Source organism: Streptomyces sp. NRRL S-378, from assembly GCF_000720645.1.
Classification (GTDB): Bacteria; Actinomycetota; Actinomycetes; order Streptomycetales; family Streptomycetaceae; genus Streptomyces.
On record NZ_JOBX01000238.1, the window covers coordinates 1 to 232 of the forward strand.

General features: G+C 56.9%; 1 rRNA gene. It reads right to left on the reverse strand.

Annotation, left to right across the window (positions count from 1 at the left end):
• Window positions 1-87, reverse strand: a 16S ribosomal RNA gene (locus IH80_RS0138635); the annotation flags it as partial.
• Between the last annotated feature and the right edge of the window lie 145 nt (window positions 88-232).

A 232-nucleotide genomic window follows, 5' to 3' on the forward strand; every position in this document is an offset into this window, starting at 1 on the left:
CCACCCCGAAGGGCTTCATCGTTCGACTTGCATGTGTTAAGCACGCCGCCAGCGTTCGTCCTGAGCCAGGATCAAACTCTCCATGAATGTTTACCCGTATCGGGTGCACACGCACGAAAGAGCGGGCCAGTCCAGGTCGGAATAAGACCGACTGACCACAACGTCCTCGCTGTGTTTGGTTGCCTGCCAGTGCCCGAAGGCCCGACAGGTCTTTTTCAAAGGAACCTCATCC